This is a genomic window from Yimella lutea, assembly GCF_006715095.1.
GTDB classification, from domain to species: Bacteria; Actinomycetota; Actinomycetes; order Actinomycetales; family Dermatophilaceae; genus Yimella; species Yimella lutea.
In genome coordinates this window covers 2,779,462-2,795,372 of record NZ_VFMO01000001.1, presented here as the reverse complement: position 1 = coordinate 2,795,372, position 15,911 = coordinate 2,779,462, and the positions used below count along the sequence as shown (strand labels likewise).

13 protein-coding genes are annotated in these 15,911 nt (G+C 67.3%); 10 read left to right on the top strand and 3 right to left on the bottom strand.

Features of this window, described 5'->3' with window-relative positions; translation table 11 throughout:
* Positions 1 to 92: 92 nt before the first annotated feature.
* Both FB459_RS13490 and FB459_RS13485 read left to right on the top strand, forming a co-directional pair.
* Positions 93 to 1,934: an AMP-dependent synthetase/ligase gene (locus FB459_RS13490; RefSeq protein ID WP_342771353.1), complete on the top strand. Its 1,842-nt coding sequence runs from the start codon at positions 93 to 95 to the stop codon at positions 1,932 to 1,934.
* Positions 1,935 to 2,038: 104 nt separating this feature from the next.
* Positions 2,039 to 4,018 carry a TIGR03960 family B12-binding radical SAM protein gene (locus FB459_RS13485; RefSeq protein ID WP_129625613.1) on the top strand — a complete coding sequence of 660 codons (1,980 nt, stop codon included), beginning with the start codon at positions 2,039 to 2,041 and terminating at the stop codon, positions 4,016 to 4,018.
* Between the two features lie 171 nt (positions 4,019 to 4,189).
* Here FB459_RS13485 and FB459_RS13480 read toward each other — a convergent pair whose 3' ends face one another.
* Positions 4,190 to 5,494, bottom strand: a complete 1,305-nt coding sequence (locus FB459_RS13480; RefSeq protein WP_240795995.1) for an MFS transporter — start codon at positions 5,492 to 5,494, stop codon at positions 4,190 to 4,192.
* A 92-nt stretch (positions 5,495 to 5,586) separates the two neighbouring features.
* Between FB459_RS13480 and FB459_RS13475 the strand changes: the two genes are divergently transcribed.
* Positions 5,587 to 6,291, top strand: a complete 705-nt coding sequence (locus FB459_RS13475) for a TIGR03936 family radical SAM-associated protein (RefSeq protein WP_129625614.1) — start codon at positions 5,587 to 5,589, stop codon at positions 6,289 to 6,291.
* A gap of 61 nt (positions 6,292 to 6,352) precedes the next feature.
* Here FB459_RS13475 and FB459_RS17405 read toward each other — a convergent pair whose 3' ends face one another.
* Positions 6,353 to 6,541, bottom strand: coding sequence for a hypothetical protein (locus tag FB459_RS17405; protein WP_170221923.1), 189 nt, complete (start codon positions 6,539 to 6,541; stop codon positions 6,353 to 6,355).
* A 75-nt stretch (positions 6,542 to 6,616) separates the two neighbouring features.
* On the opposite strand from FB459_RS17405, the gene FB459_RS13470 reads away from it, so the two are divergent.
* The 7 genes from FB459_RS13470 to FB459_RS13440 all read left to right on the top strand — a co-directional run bounded on the left by FB459_RS13470 (position 6,617) and on the right by FB459_RS13440 (position 13,942).
* Positions 6,617 to 9,358, top strand: a complete 2,742-nt coding sequence (locus tag FB459_RS13470; RefSeq protein WP_342771352.1) for an Rne/Rng family ribonuclease — start codon at positions 6,617 to 6,619, stop codon at positions 9,356 to 9,358.
* Between the two features lie 99 nt (positions 9,359 to 9,457).
* Entirely contained in the window at positions 9,458 to 9,766 is a 309-nt protein-coding gene (gene rplU / locus FB459_RS13465) for a 50S ribosomal protein L21 (protein ID WP_129625616.1), read from the top strand.
* A 39-nt stretch (positions 9,767 to 9,805) separates the two neighbouring features.
* Positions 9,806 to 10,063, top strand: a complete 258-nt coding sequence (gene rpmA, locus FB459_RS13460; RefSeq protein WP_129625617.1) for a 50S ribosomal protein L27 — start codon at positions 9,806 to 9,808, stop codon at positions 10,061 to 10,063.
* A 102-nt stretch (positions 10,064 to 10,165) separates the two neighbouring features.
* Entirely contained in the window at positions 10,166 to 11,680 is a 1,515-nt protein-coding gene (obgE, locus tag FB459_RS13455; protein WP_141928856.1) for a GTPase ObgE, read from the top strand.
* On the top strand, positions 11,677 to 12,036 hold the full coding sequence (locus FB459_RS13450) for a DUF2568 domain-containing protein (RefSeq protein ID WP_170221921.1): 360 nt from the start codon (positions 11,677 to 11,679) through the stop codon (positions 12,034 to 12,036). Before obgE ends, FB459_RS13450 begins: the two co-directional genes overlap by 4 nt.
* Positions 11,973 to 13,166, top strand: a complete 1,194-nt coding sequence (gene proB / locus FB459_RS13445) for a glutamate 5-kinase (RefSeq protein WP_141928854.1) — start codon at positions 11,973 to 11,975, stop codon at positions 13,164 to 13,166. Before FB459_RS13450 ends, proB begins: the two co-directional genes overlap by 64 nt.
* Positions 13,163 to 13,942: a DedA family protein gene (locus FB459_RS13440; RefSeq protein ID WP_129625621.1), complete on the top strand. Its 780-nt coding sequence runs from the start codon at positions 13,163 to 13,165 to the stop codon at positions 13,940 to 13,942. Before proB ends, FB459_RS13440 begins: the two co-directional genes overlap by 4 nt.
* A gap of 260 nt (positions 13,943 to 14,202) precedes the next feature.
* Here FB459_RS13440 and FB459_RS13435 read toward each other — a convergent pair whose 3' ends face one another.
* The gene (locus FB459_RS13435) at positions 14,203 to 15,858 is read right to left on the bottom strand and encodes an HNH endonuclease signature motif containing protein (RefSeq protein ID WP_141928853.1); all 1,656 of its coding nucleotides are present in this window, start codon (positions 15,856 to 15,858) and stop codon (positions 14,203 to 14,205) included.
* Between the last annotated feature and the right edge of the window lie 53 nt (positions 15,859 to 15,911).

Below are 15,911 nucleotides of genomic sequence, written 5' to 3'. Positions count from 1 at the left end.
AACGCCTGACGATCTTGTGACCCATAAGTAACCTGGGTCACAAACTGGCGAGCCCCGCCCCCGACGCAGGAGAGAAAAACACCATGGCAATGATGAGCAACCAGGAAGAAAAGCCCGACTACGCGGTGATCAACAACGCCGCCCGTTCGGTCGGTGCGCTCTTCCTCGATCGCGTCTCGAAGACCCCGGATCGGGTCGCGTTCGAGTTCCCGGACGCCGACGAGAACTGGCACTCCCTGACCTGGGCGGAGGTCGCCGTCCGCTCACGCAACATCGCCGCCGGTCTGATCAGCCTCGGCGTCGAGATGGAGGACCGCGTCGCGATCGCCAGTGCGACCCGCGTGGAGTGGGCGATCACCGACCTCGGCGTGATGCTTGCCGGTGCGGCCACCACCACGATCTACCCGACCTCCACCGTCGACGACACGCTGTTCATCATCGCCGACTCGGGCAGCAAAGTCGTCTTCACCGAGGACGACGCGCACAACACGATGTTGCGTGAGGGCCGTGACGCGATCGATTCCGTCGTCAAGGTCGTCACCTTCGACGGTGAAGCGGACGGCGACTGGATCATCTCGTTGGCCGACCTGGAGAAGCTCGGCGCCGAGTACCTTGCCTCGCACGAGGGTGCGGTCGAGGAGCGGGTCGACAAGACCGAACCGGAGCACCTGTCCACCCTCATCTACACCTCCGGCACCACCGGCCGCCCGAAGGGTGTGCGGCTGCCGCACCGCGCGTGGACCTACGAAGCGGCGGCCGTCGATTCGTCCAATCTGTTGGGGCCGGACGACAAGGCCTTCCTGTGGCTGCCGCTGGCCCACGTCTTCGGCAAGGTGCTGCTGACCCTTCCGCTGCAGATCGGATTCACCACCGCCATCGACGGCCGGGTCGACAAGATCGTCGAGAACCTCCCGGTGGTGAAGCCGGTGTGGATGGGCGCTGCACCGCGCATCTTCGAGAAGGTCTACGGCCGTATCTCGATCATGATGCGCGAGGAGGGCGGCGCGAAGGCGAAGTTGTTCGACTGGCACTCGGCCAACGCGCTCAAGGTGTCCGATGCCAACTCCAAGGGCGAAAAGCTCGGAGCTGCCACGGCCGCCATGCACAAGATCGGTGACGCAATCATCGCCAAGAAGATCCGTCAGCGGTTCGGTGGCAACATCCGCTTCTTCATCTCCGGTTCGGCCGCACTCAACCAGGACGTGGCCAAGTGGTTCGACGGGATGGGCATCCCGATCCTGGAGGGTTACGGACTCACCGAGACCAGTGCCGCTACGTTCGTCAACCGTCCCTACGCCAACATCCCGGGCACCGTCGGCTGGCCGCTGCCCGGCACCGAGGTGAAGATCGCCGAGGACGGCGAGATCCTGGTGAAGGGACCCGGCGTGATGCAGGGTTACCGCGGCATGGACGACGTCACCAAGGAAGTGCTCACCGACGACGGGTGGTTCCACACCGGCGACATCGGCGAGCTCAACCCGACCGGTCACCTGCGGGTCACCGACCGCAAGAAGGACCTCTTCAAGACCTCCAACGGCAAGTACGTCGCACCCAGCCAGATCGAGGCGATCTTCAAGGGCATCTGCCCCTTCGCCTCGCAACTGGTCGTCGAGGGCGACGGTCGCAAATTCGTGTCGGCGCTCATCACGCTCGACGAGGACGCCATCAAGGAATGGGCGGACGCGCACGGTGGCGACTTGAAGGGCGCCGACTACCAGACCATCGTCACCTCCGACCAGGTGCGCGAGATGGTGCAGGGATATGTCGACGAGCTCAACAGCAAGCTCGCCCGCTGGGAGCAGATCAAGCGGTTCATCATCCTGCCGCGCGACCTGTCGATCGAGGAGGGCGAGATCACGCCGAGCCTCAAGCTCAAGCGGAAGGTCGTCGTCAAGAAGTACAAGGACGACCTGGACACGCTCTACCAGGACTGATCCGAGCAGACAACCGTTCACGAAGGCCCGCGCCTGCCGCGCGGGCCTTCGTGCATCACTGCGTATGTTCGACCAATGCCCGCCGCTCACCTACCCTGGAGTTCATGTCTGTGACCCCGCGTACCTCCGCTCCGGGTGAGTCCCTCTTCCACGATCTCGAGCCGCTGCTCGAGCGCGTCAGCAAGCCGATCCAGTACGTCGGCGGTGAGCTGAACAGCCAGACCAAGGACTGGAACTGCGGCGGCACCGGCCCGGACGGCCAGGAACTCACAGTTCGCTGGGCGCTGATGTACCCCGACGCGTACGAGGTCGGGCTGCCCAACCAGGGCGTGATGATCCTGTACGAAGTGCTCAACGAGCAGCCGAACGCTCTCGCCGAGCGCACGTACGCGATGTGGCCCGACATGGAAGCGCAGATGCGGGAGCACGGTCTGCCGCAGTTCACCGTCGACGGGCACCGCGCGGTGCGCGACTTCGACGTTTTCGGCCTGTCGTTCTCGACCGAGCTCGGTTACACCAACATGCTCACCGCGCTCGACCTGGCCGGTATCCCGCTGCACGCGGCCGACCGCGGCGACGACGACCCGATCGTGTTGGCCGGTGGTCACGCCGCGTTCAACCCTGAGCCGATCTCCGACTTCATCGACTGTGCGGTCGTCGGCGACGGCGAGGAAGCCGTCCTGGCGATCACCACCCACATCGCTGCGTGGAAGGCCGAGGGACGTCCGGGCGGACGCCGCGAACTGCTGCTGCGCCTGGCGCGCACCGGGGGCGTCTACGTGCCGGCGTTCTACGACGTCGACTACCTCCCCGACGGCCGGATCAAGCGCGTCGCGCCCTCACCGCAGGCGCCCGGCGTCCCGTGGCGCGTGTCGAAGCACACCGTCATGGAACTCGACGAGTGGCCGTATCCGAAGCAGCCGCTGGTGCCGCTGGCCGAGACGGTGCACGAACGCATGTCGGTGGAGATCTTTCGCGGCTGCACCCGCGGCTGCCGGTTCTGTCAGGCGGGGATGATCACCCGTCCGGTGCGCGAACGCTCGATCACCGGTATCGGCGAGATGGTCCAGAAGGGCCTGGCCGCTACGGGATTCGAGGAAGTCGGACTGCTCTCACTCAGCTCCGCCGACCACACCGAGATCGCCGACCTGACCAAGGGCCTGGCCGACCGGTACGAGGGCACCCAGACCGGACTGTCACTCCCGTCCACCCGGGTGGACGCCTTCAACATCGACCTGGCGAACGAACTGACCCGCAACGGTCGTCGCTCCGGCCTGACCTTCGCCCCGGAGGGCGGCTCGGAACGCATCCGCAAGGTGATCAACAAGATGGTCACCGAGGACGACCTCATCAACACCGTCGCCGCCGCCTACGGTGCCGGCTGGCGCCAGGTGAAGCTGTACTTCATGTGCGGTCTGCCGACCGAGACCGACGAGGACGTGCTGCAGATCGCCGAGCTCGCCAAGCGGGTCATCGAGACCGGCCGACAGGTGAGTGGCCGCAAGGACATCCGCTGCACCGTCTCCATCGGCGGGTTCGTGCCCAAGCCGCACACGCCGTTCCAGTGGTGCGCGCAACTGGGCGCCGAGGAGACCGACGCCCGTCTGCAGAAACTGCGTGACGCGATCCGCTCCGACAAGCGGTACGGCAGCTCGATCGGCATGCGCTACCACGACGGTCAGCCGGGCATCGTCGAAGGACTGCTCTCGCGCGGTGATCGTCGCATCGGACGCGTCATCGAGGCCGTCTGGCGGGACGGCGGACGCTTCGACGGGTGGAGCGAGCACTTCTCCTACGAGCGTTGGATGCGTTGTGCCGAGGAGGCTCTGGAGCCGTACGGCGTGGACGTCGCCTGGTACACCACGCGTGAACGCGGCGAGACCGAGGTGCTCGCGTGGGATCACCTGGATTCCGGCCTGGACAAGGAATGGCTCTGGGACGACTGGCAGGACGCCCTCGACGAGACCGAGGTCGACGACTGCCGCTGGACCCCGTGCTTCGACTGCGGTGTCTGCCCTCAGATGGGCACTGAGATCCAGATCGGTCCGACCGGCAAGAAGCTGCTGCCGCTGAGTGTCGTCTGATCGCCTGCACCGCAAGCGATTTCGGGTGACCCGTGGTTGTATCAGGCACGTGAGTTCCTGTGACCGGTGAAACTGTGCGCGACGTCCGGACCTGGCACCGCGGCCCGCTGGAGGGTCCGGTCGATCTCGCTGTCGGTGCTACGTCGAGGGCTCCGCCGGGACGCTGACCGCTCAGACCTGCAACTCGCCGACGGTCGAGTGCACGTTCTCGGCGTCCTTCTCGGTGAGCTGCTTGCGACCGGCGTGAATGGTCGGGCACACGGCGGCCGCGATGATGCAGAGGGCACCGGCGGCGTAGAACGCCAGGTCGTAGGTGCCGCGGTCGTCCCTGATCCAGCCGGCGGCGCTCGCGGTGACGGCTGCACCGAGTTGGTGGCTCGCGAACACCCAACCGAAGACGATCGGCGCACGTTCGCCGAAGTGTTGTCTGCACAGCGCCATGGTCGGCGGCACGGTCGCGACCCAGTCGAGGCCGTAGAACAGGATGAACGCAAACATGTTCAGCTGCACCGAATCGCTGAACAAGGTCGGCAACGCGAACAGCGACAACCCGCGTCCGGCGTAGTAGATGCCGAGCAGGAGTCTGGGGTCGAAGCGGTCGGTCAACCACCCGGACGCGATCGTGCCGACGATGTCGAAGACGCCGACCAGGGCCAGCAGTCCGGCGGCCGCCTGCTCGCCCATCCCGTGGTCCATCGCGGCCGGAATGAAGTGCGTCCCGACGAGTCCGTTGGTACTCGCTCCGCAGATCGCGAACGTGCCGGCCAGCAGCCAGAAGGCCCGGCTGTGCAAGGCCTGCCGAAGGGTCGTGACCGCGAGTTTCGCTGCGTTCTGCACCGGCACGGACGCCGGTGGGTCGCTTTCCGTGGCGCCGTACGCCCGGACGCCGAGGTCCTCGGGCCGGTTGCGTATGAACAGGACGACGAGAGGCACCGCGCACAGCGCAGCCACGCCGATCGTGGTGGATGCAGCGCGCCAGCCCTGGGTGGTGAGCAGCCATGCCATCACCGGCAGGAACGCCAGCTGGCCGGTGGCGTTCGCGGCGCTGAGAACACCCGACACCAACCCCCGCTGCTGCACGAACCAGCGTCCGGTGATCGTGGCGACCAGGGACATGGAGATCGACCCGGTGCCGAGGCCGATCAGCACGCCCCAGCAGGCGATGAGTTGCCACGGCTCGGTCATCCAGCGGGGCAGGATCGACCCGAGTCCGATGAGGATCAGCGCGACCACCATCACCGGTCGCACGCCGAATCGCTCCATGAGCGCGGCAGAGAACGGCGCGGTCAGACCGAAGAGGATCAGGTTGATCGAGACCGCGGTGCCCATCAGGCCCATCGGCCAGCCGAACTCGCCGTGCAGGGGGTGCATCAACACCCCTGGCGCAGCACGGAAGCCGGCCGAACCCATCATCGTCAGCAGCGTGACGAGGGCGATGATCCACGCCGGGTGGATCGCGAACCTGCGTGCTCTCACTGCGCCATGATGCACCTCGAACCCGACGGTGACGAGAGCGTTCCGCCATCCGTTCGGACGACTGTGGGCCGGGCGGCGTACGCTGATCCGCCATGGCCAAACGAGTACCCGAAGGTCCGCCTCCCGCACCGGTCGTGCAGAAGCTGCGGGTGCAGTACGCCAAGCGTGGACGGCTGCGGTTCACCTCCACCCGCGACTTCCAGCGGGCGCTCGAACGCGCAGTGCGCCGCGCTGAAATCCCGATCGCCTTCTCTGCCGGTTTCCACCCCCACCCGCGCATCAGTTACGCGAACGCGGCCGCGACGGGCACCGCGAGCGAGGCCGAGTACTTCGAACTCGCGTTGCAGCGCGAATGCGATCCCGAGCAGGTGCGGATCGCGCTCGACGAAGCCCTCCCGGAGGGTCTCGACGTCATCAAGGTCGCTCCGGCGCAGGGCGGTTCGCTGGCCGACAGTCTGCAGGCCAGTGACTGGCGGTTGCAGTTCGAAGGCACGGACGAGGCAGCGCTCGCCGCGGCGCTGGACGTGTTGCTCGCGCAGGAGCGCGTCGAGGTCACCCGGATGATGAAGTCCGGTCCGCGCACCTTCGACGTGCGCTCGGCGATCAAGAAGGCAACGGCACAGGGGAGCGTGCTGGAGATCTCGTTGGAGCACACGACGCCGAGTGTGCGGCCGGACGACGTCCTGTCTGCCCTGAAGCAGGTCTCCGGCATCGAGTTCGCGCGCTCGCCGCTGACCACCCGGTTGCGGCAGGGCACACCGCACGACGACGGTCTCATTGCCGACCCGCTCGCCTGAACGACCCGCCGCTTCCGCCCGCAACCCTTCCGGGTGAGCGGTGTGCGATACTCGGTAACGGTCACGCTGCCCACCACGCCGGCGTCGTGCCCCGCCGAGGTTCCGGCCGAACGGTGCGCCCCATCAGCGAGAGCGCGCCGGCCAGAGCACCCGACGGCATCGTCGCAGTGCCGCGCAACGCGCGAGCTGCCCCGATGTAACAGACGACTTCTCGTCGCCGCCCGGACTTCGGGACGGCGGCGGCAGACACCGCGACATGCGGAGTGTGCGGGATGCGAATCTCAGGGCGTGGGCGGCTCCGCGTGCTGATCCACAAAGGAGGGCCATGGGCCCCCAGCAGAACGAACCCGGCAGTCTTTTCTCGGCGCAGTCGGATGGCGATGCCACTGCCAAGTCCACCGATCAGGAGCGTCCGTCCGTACCGGCAGCACCGCCCAGCTTCGGGCTGATCTTCCAGACGCCAGACCTCGAGGTGCGGGTGCCGCGTCGCCGTGCCCAGGACGACGCCGATGACAACGAGGACGCGGGCGGCAACGACGCGCCGGTCGGCGGTTCGAACTCCGATTCGGACGACACCGACGATTCGAACGACGGCGGCGGACGTGGCCGTCGTCGCGGCGGACGCGGTCGGCGCACGCGCGGCCAGAACGACGACAACCACGCCGACGGCCAGAACGAGAGCCACGACCAGGGTCGTGACCGGAGTCAGGACGACCAGGAGTCCGACGCCGACTCCGAGCAGAAGTCCGAGGACAAGCCGAACCAGCGCTCGGGCCGCGGGCGGAACAACCGCAACAAGCGATCCGATCGCGGTGGCGATGGCGGTCAGGGCCCCGACGACAACACCGACGACTCCGACGACACGAATGATCTGGGTGACGGCGCGGACGACACGTCCGACGACGGCGGCCAGGACAACTCGGACGACAACTCCGACGATGCGAACAGCCGTAGGCGCACCCGTCGCCGTCGCCGCAGTGGTACCTCCGCCGACGGGGACGACCCGCCCGGCACGGTGACCAGGGTGCGCGAGCCGCGCAAGGAGCGCGACGAGGTCACCGCGATCAAGGGTTCGACCCGGCTGGAGGCCAAGAGGCAGCGCCGCCGGGAGGGCCGTGAGGCAGGTCGTCGGCGTACCTCGATCACCGAGGCCGAGTTCCTCGCCCGCCGCGAGAGCGTCGAGCGCGTCATGGTCGTGCGTGAGCGTGACGGTCGCACCCAGATCGGCGTCCTGGAGGACGGTGTCCTGGTCGAGCACTACGTCTCGCGTGAGACCCAGCAGTCCTCGATGGCCGGCAACGTCTACCTCGGCCGCGTCCAGAACGTGCTGCCGAGCATGGAAGCCGCGTTCGTCGACATCGGTCGCGGACGCAACGCGGTCCTGTACGCCGGCGAGGTCAACTGGGACGCCGCCGGCCTCGACAACCAGCCCAAGCGGATCGAGCATGCGCTCTCCTCGGGTGAGTCGGTGCTGGTGCAGGTGACCAAGGACCCGATCGGTCACAAAGGCGCCCGTCTGACCTCGCAGGTCTCGCTGCCGGGTCGGTTCCTGGTGTACGTGCCGGGCAACTCGATGACCGGTATCTCCCGCAAGCTGCCCGACAATGAGCGCGCCCGCCTGAAGAAGATCCTCAAGGAGGTCGTCCCGGCCGACGCGGGCGTCATCGTCCGCACCGCCGCGGAGGGCGCCAGCGAGGAGGACCTGCGCGCCGACGTCGAGCGTCTGCAGGCCACCTGGGAGCAGATCCAGAAGGCCAGCAAGAGCCAGAACGCACCGTCGCTGCTGCACGGTGAGCCCGACCTGACGCTGCGCGTGATCCGCGACGTCTTCAATGAGGACTTCAGCAAGTTGATCGTCGCCGGCGACACGTCCTGGGACGAGGTGTCGGACTACATCGGCACCGTCGCTCCCGACCTGGCCGAGCGCCTGGAGAAGTGGACCGGCGAGACCGATCTGTTCACCGTGCACCGCGTGGACGAGCAGCTGACCAAGGCGCTCGACCGCAAGGTCTGGCTCCCCTCGGGTGGCTCGCTGGTGATCGACCGCACCGAGGCGATGACGGTCGTCGACGTCAACACCGGCAAGTTCGTCGGCTCCGGCGGCAACCTGGAGGAGACGGTCACCCGTAACAACCTCGAGGCCGCCGAGGAGATCGTTCGACAGCTGCGCCTGCGCGACATCGGCGGAATCATCGTCGTCGACTTCATCGACATGGTGCTGGAGTCCAACCGCGACCTGGTCGTGCGCCGCCTCCTGGAATGCCTCGGACGTGACCGCACCAAGCACCAGGTCGCCGAGGTGACCTCGCTGGGTCTGGTCCAGATGACCCGCAAGCGCGTGGGCAGCGGACTGCTGGAGATCTTCTCCGAGAACTGTGTGCACTGCGACGGACGCGGTGTGATCGTGCACGACGCGCCCGTCGAGAAGTCCGGCGGCAACAACGCCGGGAACGGCAACAACGGCAACTCCGGCAGTGGAAACAACTCCGGCGGCAACAACGGCAACGGTGGCAACAGCCGGCGCAGCAAGCGCGGACGCAAGGAGGACGAGCCCGAGCAGCAGCCGAAGTCCTCCGGTCCGACGGCGGCCCAGATCGCCGCAGCGGCGCACGCCGCTGCAGCGAAGAAGGCCGAGGCCGCACAGGCCGCCGGTGACGACGCCGACGTCGAGCTCGACCTCGACGTGGACGCGCCGACCTCGCAGGTCGAGATGAGTGAGCGCGGCGTCGACGAGCGCCCGGTCGCTGACGTGACCGCGTCCGTCGTGGAAGCACCCGCGGCCCCGGTCGTCCAGGCGCCCGCAACGACCGAGCCGCCGGCGCGCAAGCGTCGCGGGTCCCGTCGCGCGGGTTCGCCCTCGGTTGCTCCGGCGAGTGCGCCCGAGCCGCAGGAGGTGCCGCAGACCGTGGTGGCCGCCGAGGCCCCCGATGCCGGTTCGCGCGAGATCGTCGCGGACGAGCCGGAGCAGACTCCTGCGGCGCCGGTGAAGCGGCGTCCGCGTCGTGCCCGGGTCGTTGCTCCGGCAGGCCCGCCCGCGAATTTGGAGCAGGACCCGACCGACCGGTAAAGTTGTCCCTCGGTGTGCCCACCGAGCCGACGTCCCTCACGGGGTAGCTGTTGGCCGGTCATACAGAGCGAGTACGCCAAGACGAAAGCGAGTTACGACGTGTACGCGATTGTTCGCGCGGGTGGACGCCAGGAGAAGGTCTCCGTCGGCGACGTCCTGATCATTGACAAGGTGGCCGTCAAGGCCGGCGAGTCCATCGACCTGGCCCCGCTGCTGCTGGTCGACGGCGACAAGGTGACCTCCGACGCCGCCAAGCTGGCGAAGGTCTCGGTCAAGGCCGAGGTCGTCGAGTCCGCCAAGGGCCCGAAGATCACCATCATGAAGTACAAGAACAAGACCGGTTACCGCAAGCGTCAGGGCCACCGTCAGCCGCTGACCCGAGTCAAGGTCACCGCGATCGAGGCCTGAGCCTCGACTGCGACGAACAACGGATAGGTAGGCACAGACATGGCACACAAGAAGGGTGCGTCTTCGACCCGTAACGGTCGCGACTCCAACGCACAGCGGCTTGGCGTGAAGCGCTTCGGCGGTCAGGTCGTCGGCGCCGGCGAGATCATCGTCCGCCAGCGCGGTACCCACTTCCACCCCGGTGAGGGCGTCGGACGTGGCAAGGACGACACGCTGTTCGCGCTCGTCCCGGGCTCGGTCGAGTTCGGCAGCAAGCGTGGCCGCAAGACGGTCAACATCGTCCAGGTCGAGGCCTGATCAGGCTTCGTCTCCAAGACATTCGACAGGGTGGGTCCGAGATGATCGGACCCACCCTGTCGGTTTCATCCACAGGTTTTTTCTTGAACGGAAGGTTCAGCGATGGCGACCAACTTCGTCGACCGGGTGCTGCTGCACGTCAGCGCCGGTAAGGGCGGCCACGGCGTCGCATCGGTGAAACGCGAGAAGTTCAAGCCGCTCGGTGGCCCCGACGGCGGCAACGGCGGACGCGGCGGCGATGTCGTGCTCGAGGTCGACACCCAGGTGACGACGCTGCTGGAGTACCACCACACTCCCAACCGCAAAGCCACCAACGGCAAGCCCGGCGCCGGTGACGAGCGCAACGGTGCCGACGGCGAAGACCTCGTCCTGCGGGTGCCGGAGGGCACGGTCGTCAAGGACACCCGGGGCGAGATCCTCGCCGACCTGGTCGGTGACGGCGTCCGATTCATCGTGGCCCGCGGCGGACGCGGCGGGTTGGGCAACAAGGCGCTCTCCTCGCCGCGGCGCAAGGCCCCTGGTTTCGCGCTGCTGGGTGAGCCCGGTGACGAGTTCGACGTCGTGCTGGAGCTGAAAACGCTCGCCGACGTCGCGCTCATCGGTTTTCCCTCCGCGGGCAAGTCCTCACTGGTCTCGGTGATGTCGGCCGCGAAGCCGAAGATCGCCGACTATCCGTTCACCACGCTCGTCCCGAACCTCGGTGTGGTCACGGCAGGCTCCGAGCGCTACACGATCGCCGACGTCCCCGGACTTATCCCCGGCGCGAGCCAGGGCAAGGGCCTCGGTCTGGAGTTCCTGCGTCACGTGGAGCGCTGCTCGGTGCTGGTGCACGTGGTCGACTGCGCGACCCTCGAACCCGGCCGCGACCCGATGACCGACCTCGACGTCATCGAGCACGAGCTCTCGGAGTACGTGCCCGACGCGACCCTCGGCGGCAAGCCGTTGGCCGAGCGCACCCGCATCGTCGTGCTGAACAAGGCCGACGTGCCGGACGCACTCGAACTCGCCGAGTTCGTCAAGCCCGATCTCGAGGCCCGCGGCCTGGAGGTGCACATCGTCTCCGCCGTCGCGCACCGTGGGCTCAAGGAACTGTCGTTCTCACTCGCCAAGCACGTCGCACGGGCCCGCGCCGAGATCGAACGCGACACGGCACCGACACGAACCGTGTTGCGTCCCAAGGCAGTCGACGACTCCGGCTTCACGATCAAGAAGGAAGGCCCGGCCGACGAACCGGTCTTCCGCGTCGTCGGCGAGCGCCCCACCCGCTGGGTGCGCCAGACCGACTTCGCCAACGACGAGGCTGTCGGCTACCTGGCCGACCGCCTGGCCCGCCTCGGCGTCGAGGAAGCACTGTTCAAGGCCGGCGCCGTGCCCGGCTCGACCGTCGTCATCGGTCCGGCCGACAACGCGGTGGTCTTCGACTGGGAGCCCACGCTGCAGGCCGGAGCCGAGTTGCTCGGTGCCCGTGGCACGGACCTGCGCCTGGACGAAGGTGCGTCGCGTCCCACCCGGTCGGAGAAGCGGGAGGACTTCCACGCGCGCAAGGACGCCCAGCGCGAAGCGCGTGAGGAGCTGTGGACCGAGCGTGACGCCGGCGTCTGGACCGACGACGAGTGAACCGCAACGCAGTGTGGGTCGCTGCCGTCGCAGCGTTCCTCAGTGAGATCGCGCTGTTCGTCGGTGCCGGATATGCCGCCGCCAGGATCGCGCCGGGTGCCTGGGCCATTCCTGCTGTCATCCTCGTGGTCGTGCTCCTCGGCCTGACCTGGAATCGCTGGATGTCACCGAACGCGGACCACCGGCTGCGTCCGGGCCATCGAATGCTGTTGGGCTGCGCACTGTTTCTCGGTGTCGCTGCCGTGCTCTCGGCGGCCGGGGTGTGGTGGGGACCGGTGCTCGGCCTCGCCGGATGCGCCGCGACCGTGGTCGCCCAACCCGTGACCGAACAACTGCACGTATCCTCGCGGTCGTGACCTCCGACCTGCGCGCCGCCGTCCGGACGGCGAACCGGCTGGTCGTGAAGATCGGCTCGAGTTCGCTGACCCGGCCCGGGGGAGGCCTGGATCCGGACGCCGTCACCGCGCTGTCCGATGTCCTTGCCGCGCGCCGGATCGAGGGCACCGATGTCGTCCTGGTGTCCTCGGGCGCGATCGCGGCCGGTCTCGCGCCATTGAAGTTGGCCCGTCGTCCGCGTGACCTGGCCACCCAGCAGGCTGCTGCCAGTGTCGGTCAGGGTGCACTGATGGCCGCCTACACCGCGGCCTTCGCCCGCCACGACCTCGTGGTCGGCCAGGTGCTGCTGACCAGTGACGACGTGACCCGCCGGGGTCACTACACGAACGCCAAACGCACCCTCGATCGCTTGTTCGCGATGGGCGCGGTACCGGTTGTCAACGAGAACGACACGATCGCCACCCACGAGATCCGGTTCGGTGACAACGACCGGCTCGCGGCATTGGTCGCGCACTTGATCAGCGCGAACGCGCTCGTGCTGCTGTCCGACGTCGACGCGCTGTACGACGGACCTCCCTCGCGCCCCGGCACCTCGCGTATCGAGACGGTGCTGGACGAGTCCGAACTCGACGGCATCGACGTCGGGGGTTCCGGTTCGTCGGTCGGCACCGGTGGGATGGTGACCAAGGTCGAGGCAGCCCGGATCGCCACCGGCGCCGGGGTGACCACCGTCCTGACGAGTGCCTCCCAGGCCGCGGCAGCGATCGCGGGGCAGGACGTCGGCACCGTGTTCGCACCTCAGCCGCGCGTCCGCCGGGCTCGGCATCTCTGGCTGGCCCACGCCACCACCTCCCGCGGGCGCCTGATGCTCGACGACGGCGCCGTCGCTGCTGTTGTGCAGCGCGGAAAGTCGTTGCTACCTGCCGGGATTCGCTCGGTGAGCGGCAAGTTCGCCGCCGGCGACCCGGTCGATCTGTGCGCCCTCGACGGCACCGTCGTCGCGCGCGGCCTGGTCAACTACGACGCCCACGAACTGCCGGAGTTGCTCGGCCGCGGCACCAAGGAACTGGCTGCCGCGTTGGGGCCGGAGTACGAACGAGAAGTGATCCACCGCGACGACCTGGTCGTGCTGCGAAAGGGAACCCGATGAGCCAGCCGTCCGAACCCGGATCGGGCTCGCACGAAGAACCCACCGCGGCCGAGCAGGCAGCGGCGGACGCGGAGAAGAATCCGCCCACCAAGGAGTGGTGGGACGACCCCAACCTGCCCTGGCAGGGCAAGCCGAGCAAGCAGGACAAACAGTGCTGGGCCGCGATCGCGCTGCTCGGCCTCTACGGCATCATCCTGCTGCCGCTGCGTCCGATCCTGCTCGGACTCGACTCCTACGTGCTCGCGTTCGTCACCGGATCGAACATCGCCATGGCCGACATCGGCGCCAAGCTCGCGACTGGCGACGAGCCCTGGTGGTGGGTGGCGCTGCTCGCAGCAGCCCTGACCTCGGTGAAGTTCGACTGGATCTTCTGGTGGGCCGGCAAACTCTGGGGTCACGACATCATCCGGGTCATGTCCGGACGCTCGAAGTGGGCAGCTCGCACCGGTGCCGCCGCCGAGCGGCTGGCACGCAAGTACGGCGCACCCGCGATCTTCCTGTCCTGGTTCATCCCGTTCCTGCCCGGCGCGATCGTCGCGGCGTTCGTCGGTGACGTCGGAATGAAGCTGCGTAAGTACATGCTGATCGACTTCATCGGCGCGCTCTGTTACCGCGCTGTGTGGATGTATCTCGGGTTCAACATCGGTGAACCCGCGAAGGACCTGGTGAAGGTGATCGCGAAGTACGCCAATTGGTTCGCTGTCGCGATGCTGATCTTCATCTTCGTCAGCACCTTCCTGCGCACCCGTCGCCAGCAGCGCGAGGCTGCGTCCTGACCGTGCGCGCCCTGGTCACCGGTGCGCTCGGCAGGCATGTCGTCCGCGCGCTCGCCGTGCGTGGTGACGACGTCGTAGCCACCGTGCATCGCGCACCGGTCGGTCTGAATCGCCCCTGACCGCCGGTTGAGCCATGCGCCCTACCGAGGTTTGTACTGAGTTGTCGCTTCACCGCTGGTTGAGCCATGCGCCCGACGAAGGAGGGCGCATGCGCCGAAACCCGGTGACCGTGAACGGCTACCCGACCGCACGGGCTGAGTTCATGAGGCGTCGTGCACGGAGTCGGGGTAGGTGATGTAGGTGCGGCCGGTGCGTGAGGTCCAGGTACAGACTCCGTCGTCGCTCATGTGGTAGTCCCAGTGCTTCTTGGTCTTGGCGTCGTGGTGGTGGCGGCAGAGTGCGGCGAGGTTGTGCCCGTGAGTCGGTCCTTGGGGCCATTCGACGACATGATCGATGTCGCACCTGATGGCGGTCCTGGTGCACATGGGGAACCGGCAGGTTTTGTCGCGTTGTTGCACGAACTCCCTCATCCGCGGCGTGGGCTCGTACGCGGTTGTCGAGGTTTCGCAGGTGACTCCGGTGTCGGCGTCGACCAGTGCCCGGGTCAGGCGGCATCCGAACTGCTCGATCAACGCGTCGAGCACCTCGGGCCGGATGAACCCGATCCCGGCGATCCGTGCCCACCCGGTGGTGTAGCAGTGGTCCGATTTCCTTGCTGTTGAGCCGGACTCAGGACCGGAAGCACCGGAAGCACCGGAAGCGCTGGGGGTGTTGGTGGGCTGGTCGGTGGTGTTCGGGCCGCGTGGGGACGTGGCGGACTGTCCGGGTGGTGGTGATCCGTCGTCCGGGGACGCCTCGGGCTCGTGTTCCGCGTCGTCGGTGGCACGTTTGGCCGCTGTTGCAGCCTGTTGCTCTTCACGAACGACGGGGATCTGGATGACGACCTGGTAGGTCACGTCAGCACCTTGTGTGACGAGGTCGTGCAACGTGCCGAGGCGCAGTTGCCCGAGCGTCGGCTTCGCATCTGTGGCCGGGTCATCGGCCGTTGGTGGGTTCTTCGCGCGTTGATCAGCGAGTTGGTCGACGGCTCCGTAGATGCGGGCGATCTGGTCGGCGGGACCGACGGCGCACAACTCGGCCATGCCCGGGATGTCGGAGGGGCGCACCCAGACACCGGTGGCTTCTTTGGCGTCCTTCTGGCGGGTCTTCTTCGCGGCTTCTTCCTCCCACTGGGTCACCAGTGCCCGTGCCGCGGTCTTCACCTTCAGGTAACCCCAGCTGTCGAAGCCTTTGGTGTCGAGTAGGTGCTGCTCGACCCGGCGGGATGTCTCGGGTGAGGCGTTCACCAGCTCGGACGCGACCAGCGACACTTTCCAGAACGGGATCGAACCCTCGACCGCAGCCGCCAACAACCCGGGGGTCTTGGTGCACGCATCGATCGAGTTCGACATCTTGGCGGAGGCGGTGCGGGGCGCCATCTGACACGCGGCGGACAGGTCGGTGTCGGCGAACGGCGCCTGATGACCGAGCGGGTGTTCGACCTTGGCGGTGACCCCGGTGTCGGAGTCGAAGAGTTCTTCGTCGATCGCGGCGTACCGAGCCATGGCCATGGCTTGGACGGCTTGGGAGATCGATGCCAACTGCGTGGAACCGGTCACTGCTTTCTCGAGCATGCGATGGTCATCGACGTCGACGGGTCGGGCGGTGGCGATGGACCCGGTGTTGTGGACGGCGTCTGCGTGCAGTCCGTGGAACGCGACCTGCGACATCTGAACCGCGAACTCCAGGACCTCCGCGGGTGAACCCAAAGCGTTCAGAAGCTGGTTCAACAAGCGCTGTTTCGGGTCCGAAAGTGATTGCAGCAGAACGAATTCGACCGGTGAGACCGGTTCGTAGAACTCGTAACTGGTGCCCATGAGAAGACTCTAGGCGGGACCACCGACAACCTCCGTCGGTGAGCCGACGGCAT

Bases quoted from the DNA above. Each gene is read 5' to 3' on its own strand.
- rpmA (WP_129625617.1), top strand. From the start codon at position 9,806: ATGGCACACAAGAAGGGTGCGTCTTCGACCCGTAACGGTCGCGACTCC.
- FB459_RS13470 (WP_342771352.1), top strand. From the start codon at position 6,617: ATGGGCCCCCAGCAGAACGAACCCGGCAGTCTTTTCTCGGCGCAGTCG.
- FB459_RS13490 (WP_342771353.1), top strand. From the start codon at position 93: ATGAGCAACCAGGAAGAAAAGCCCGACTACGCGGTGATCAACAACGCC.
- proB (WP_141928854.1), top strand. From the start codon at position 11,973: ATGCGCCGCGACCGTGGTCGCCCAACCCGTGACCGAACAACTGCACGT.
- FB459_RS13440 (WP_129625621.1), top strand. From the start codon at position 13,163: ATGAGCCAGCCGTCCGAACCCGGATCGGGCTCGCACGAAGAACCCACC.
- FB459_RS13475 (WP_129625614.1), top strand. From the start codon at position 5,587: ATGGCCAAACGAGTACCCGAAGGTCCGCCTCCCGCACCGGTCGTGCAG.
- obgE (WP_141928856.1), top strand. From the start codon at position 10,166: ATGGCGACCAACTTCGTCGACCGGGTGCTGCTGCACGTCAGCGCCGGT.
- FB459_RS13485 (WP_129625613.1), top strand. From the start codon at position 2,039: ATGTCTGTGACCCCGCGTACCTCCGCTCCGGGTGAGTCCCTCTTCCAC.
- FB459_RS13435 (WP_141928853.1), bottom strand. From the start codon at position 15,858: ATGGGCACCAGTTACGAGTTCTACGAACCGGTCTCACCGGTCGAATTC.